Source organism: Mesorhizobium sp. M7A.F.Ca.CA.002.15.2.1 (genome assembly GCF_003998715.1).
GTDB lineage: Bacteria > Pseudomonadota > Alphaproteobacteria > Rhizobiales > Rhizobiaceae > Mesorhizobium > Mesorhizobium ciceri.
Genome location: NZ_RZPI01000582.1, coordinates 1 through 3,682, shown reverse-complemented (window position 1 = coordinate 3,682; position 3,682 = coordinate 1). Strand labels below are relative to the sequence as shown.

Genomic DNA, 3,682 nt, shown 5'->3' with positions numbered 1-3,682 from the left:
GATCTGCACCGTGCTCGGCGGCTTGCCGCTGGTGCTGGCGAGCGGCGCCGGTGCCGAGGCGCGCGTCGCGCTCGGCTGGGTTATCGTCGGCGGCCTGGGGTTGGCCACCGTCTCGACGCTGTTCCTGACGCCGGTCGCCTATCTCCTGCTTGGCCGCTTCGTGACGCCGAAGACCCATGAGGAAGCGCGACTGAAGCGCGAGTTGGAGGAAGCCGCCTACACCAATGTGGAACCGGCGGAGTAAAGAAATCCAGGGAAAAGTGTGTAGCGGTTTTCCGTCCGGAATTTCGTAAGAAAAATAGTTCCGCCTATCTCAAGAACCGGCCTTCGATCGACCAGCGCGCGGCGAGGAAATTCAGCACCGCCGCCACCACGACACCGGCGATCTTTGCCGGCCACACTCCGGCGATGCCGGCAAACAGCGCGATGGAGAGGCTGGAGACGCCGAGCGAAATCAGCCCTCCAAGCGAGGCGAAGCGAAGGAATGCGTCACGCAGCCGGATGGCTCGATTGCGCTCGAACGACCAGAAGCCGTTCGCCGCGAAGGAAAAGGTGACGGCGATGAACCAGGCAGCAACGTTGGCCGGCAGCGGCGAAGCACCGAGCTTGAGCAGCAGGAAGAAGCTGGCAAGGTCGATGGCCGTGTTCGCCAGTCCGACAATGGCAAAGCGGACGATCTTGTTGCCGGTCGAACGCGGGGGCCGCTCGGCGTCGTTCATCCCCTGCCATCCATGATTGCGACATTGGCGCGGGCCAGGCTGGCTCCGAACGCGTCCGATGCCAGGGCCGCGAATTCGACCTCGCGCACACCTTGCATCGTGTCGCGCGCGCGCAGCGTCTCGTCGACATGGCCGGGATGGCACATGAACAGCCCTTGTTCCGGCAACCCTTCGACGGCGGCCTGCAGAACCGCAGTGAACTTTTCGGGCTGCCGCCAGTCATAGATGCCGGCGAGCGGCTGGAAAACGATGAAGCCGGCGCGCTGCATCGAACGGTTGAACCCGGCAGCGAGCGCGGCAATCGCGGCGACCTTCGACCCTGCGGCCAGCGCCGGGCCGCCGCGTAGGGCCGGCCTGTCGGCGCCTTCTGGAAACCGCGCGCGCAGCCATGTGCGCACGACGGGAAGGAAATGCACATGCTGATGCCCGTCGACGAAATCGGGGCGGCGGCCAAGCGCCTCGACGAAGCGGCTGTACTGGGCGTCAAGCTCGGCATGAACATGGCGCTCGTCGATGCGGCCGCGCAGAACAGGCAAGGCCAGTGCGCGGAGCGGTGGCAGCCGGCCTTCCGGCGCCAGGTTCGACCGGCCGGTAATGGTCAACTGGTCGGTCAAGGTGAGATGCAGCCCGACCGCGGCCCGGCCGCACAGCGGTTTTATGCGCGCTGCCTCCGCTTCCCATTCCGGAAAGCCGGTCATGCAGCTGGTGCCGGTCAGGCGGCCGCGATCGAGCAGGTCGAGAATCGCGGCGGAAACGCCGGGCGCCAGGCCGTAATCGTCGGCGATCAGGCGGATGCGCCGCGTCATCTGTTCGAAGTGCCTGGCTCCGGCCGATCGGCGGGGGCCACGCTGCGCACGACGTCGCGCACGAGATAGACCGGGCGATCCTTGCTCTCGCTGAGCGTGACCCAGACGTATTCGCCGATCAGGCCAAGCAAGGTCAGGTTGAGGCCGCCGAGCAGGACGACGGCAACCAGCAGGCTGGGGTAGCCCGGAACGGCAATGCCGTAGAAGATCACCTCGAAGAGCACCTTGGCGCCATAGAGCGCACCGGCCAACGCCGCGAGCAGCCCGCTGAGGCTGATGAGACGCAAGGGAATGACGGAAAAGGAAGTAAAACCTTCGAGCGAGAAGGCGATCAGGTTGAGCCGGCTCCATTTCGACGTGCCGCTGGCGCGGCCTTCCGGCGAATAGGGCAACGCCTTCTGGCGAAAGCCGGCCCAGGCAAACAGGCCCTTGTTGAAGCGCCGCTTGTCGCGCAGGCTGGTCAGCGCGCGCGCCACGGCGCCGCGCATGACGCGAAAGTCGCCGGCATTTTCGGGAATATCGAAACGCTGGCTCGAGTTGATCAGGCTGTAGAAAAGCCGTGCAAGCTGGCTGCGCCGCCAGCTCGCCTCGCGGCGGTCGTTCTGCGCATAGACGACGTCGATGTCCGGATGGTCCACCAGCTCGGCGATCAGCTTCAGGCTGATGTCCAGGGAATGCTGGAGGTCGGCGTCCATGATCAGCACCATGTCGCCGCGCGACTGGTCGAGGCCGGCGAGCACCGCGACTTCCTTGCCGAAATTGCGGCTGAGGCGCACGATCTCCCACGACCCCGTCAGCGCTTGCGAAAACCGCACGGCGCCATCGTCACGACTGCCGTCATCGACCAGGATCTTGTGTACGGTCATGCCGAAGCGTTGTGCCACGGCCACTTCGAGCTCGCCCAGCAGGCGCGCGAAGGCCGATGCCGATGCCGCCTCGTTGAAGAACGGTGCGACGATATCGAGGCTCGGCCGCAACTCAACCATTGGCGACTCCCGCATTCACCACCTTTTCCCGTGCCTTGGCCCAGAACCACCAGATCAGCGAACCGGCGATAAAAGTGACGGCGACCGGCCGGAACCAGGGGAAGAGGAAATCGTGCACATGGCGCTCGACGCCGCTCAACCCGGTCACGAACAGCGTCGTCGACAGCACCGAGGCAAGGACGCCGCCCCGTTCTTCACGCCACAACAGGGCGATGGCAAGACCGGCTGGTACCGCGATCATGGCAAAGGTGTTTGGCTCGACGCGCGGGTTGAAGACGCACATGTAGAAAGTGGCTGTCAGGAAGATCGCCAGCGCCGCCTTTCCCTGTTCGAGCCTGCGGTCGAACCAGATGACGGCAGAAAGCGTAAACAGGGCCATGACCATGCGCACGATCGTTGCGCCGAATTCCGGTATCGGCAGTCCTATCGTGGTGAACGGTGCCGTGAAATCGGTGGGCACGAAATGGCTGGTGTTGTCGACGGCCATGGAGGTCAGCATCTGGATGAAGACACGATGCTGATCGTTGAGATAGCCGGCGGGAGCAAAAGCGTAAGGCAGTGCCAGCACGAACAGCAGCGCCAGCACCAGCACCGGTATCAGCCGGAGCCGAAGGGCTCCTACCAACAACAGCATTATGATCGCGGTCGGCTTGGCGATGATGGCAAGCGAAGCCCAGAAGAACGTCTCCGCCCGCCGCCCTTCCAGCGCCGACAGGGTGAGAAGCCAGCAAGCGCCGGTCAAAAGGATCGTCGCCTGGCCGTTGCGGATCGCCCCCACCGCCATCGGCAAAGCGAGGAAAAGACCGAAAGAAAGCAGCCATGTCAGTTCGCCGCCGCCGAGCTTGCGCACCTGCCGCATCGCGGCGTAGGTCAGCACCGCAAAGCCAATGGAATGCCAAACCAAGCCGCCCAGATGCGGACCAAGCTTGACTATTGGAGTGTAGAGCGCGGCAAAGGCCGGCGCGTAGAGATACCCCATCTCGGACTGGGTGTCGTAGAGCGGCAGACCGGCCTGAAGCGCCACGCTGCCGTCGATATAGGCCTGCCATACCGTCCGCGTGTGCGGTGACCACAGGACCAGGGCAAGAACGACCAGGAACGCTCCGATCCACAGGCCAAACCCCAAACGGTCGAAAACCGGCTTGGAAATCGTCATCAAGGCGCTCCACAC

Annotated in this window: 5 protein-coding genes; 1 reads left to right on the top strand and 4 read right to left on the bottom strand. The window is 64.3% G+C overall.

Annotation, left to right across the window (positions count from 1 at the left end; genetic code table 11):
• On the top strand, window positions 1-244 hold a 244-nt coding region (locus tag ENZ74_RS25550), incomplete at its 5' end, for an efflux RND transporter permease subunit (protein ID WP_164761200.1).
• 64 nt (window positions 245-308) lie between these two features.
• Here ENZ74_RS25550 and ENZ74_RS25545 read toward each other — a convergent pair.
• The 4 genes from ENZ74_RS25545 to ENZ74_RS25530 form a co-directional block, all read right to left on the bottom strand.
• On the bottom strand, window positions 309-719 hold the full coding sequence (locus ENZ74_RS25545) for a GtrA family protein (RefSeq protein WP_013529676.1): 411 nt from the start codon (window positions 717-719) through the stop codon (window positions 309-311).
• Window positions 716-1,525 (bottom strand): ChbG/HpnK family deacetylase, encoded by an 810-nt coding sequence (locus tag ENZ74_RS25540; RefSeq protein ID WP_063168965.1) that lies wholly within the window; start codon window positions 1,523-1,525, stop codon window positions 716-718. Before ENZ74_RS25540 ends, ENZ74_RS25545 begins: the two co-directional genes overlap by 4 nt.
• Window positions 1,522-2,511 carry a glycosyltransferase family 2 protein gene (locus ENZ74_RS25535; RefSeq protein ID WP_063168966.1) on the bottom strand — a complete coding sequence of 330 codons (990 nt, stop codon included), beginning with the start codon at window positions 2,509-2,511 and terminating at the stop codon, window positions 1,522-1,524. The genes ENZ74_RS25540 and ENZ74_RS25535 overlap by 4 nt, the downstream gene beginning before the upstream one ends.
• A partial coding sequence (locus ENZ74_RS25530) for a glycosyltransferase 87 family protein (RefSeq protein WP_348630704.1) occupies window positions 2,504-3,682 on the bottom strand: 1,179 nt, incomplete at its 5' end. The genes ENZ74_RS25530 and ENZ74_RS25535, both read right to left, overlap by 8 nt.